Raw genomic sequence first — 312 nt, 5'->3', positions numbered from 1 at the left:
TCAACCAAACCAAAGCCTTCCCGCGCTCTATATCCCTTAATCGCTATATTGGTTTCTATCCTTGTCCCTGCCAGCCTCTTTAGCATTTGAGCAGCTAAAACATACTCCCTGCCACCTGTACCTCTATTTGTAGATTTTAAAAAATCATACATAGTAAATCTCACTTTTCTATTTATTATTTCTCCCCGATTTTTAGCTTCTACAAGTTGGCTAATGCAATAAAGCCAAATATCTTTGTCATGTATTGTGGCGCAACCGTCATAGCCTGGCTTTATTGTTAGCGTGCAACCATTGCGCTCATAGACGCGCACT

At 40.7% G+C, this 312-nt stretch carries 1 protein-coding gene; it reads right to left on the bottom strand.

Annotated elements, in window-relative coordinates; genetic code table 11:
• Positions 1–312, bottom strand: a 312-nt coding sequence (locus tag AXE65_RS13320; RefSeq protein WP_193393238.1) for a replication initiator protein A, incomplete at both ends; no start/stop codon positions are given.

Source organism: Ventosimonas gracilis, from assembly GCF_001580025.1.
Taxonomy (GTDB): Bacteria; Pseudomonadota; Gammaproteobacteria; order Pseudomonadales; family Pseudomonadaceae; genus Ventosimonas; species Ventosimonas gracilis.
The sequence above is the reverse complement of the archived record's forward strand: the minus strand, read 5'-3'. Positions and strand labels throughout refer to the sequence as shown.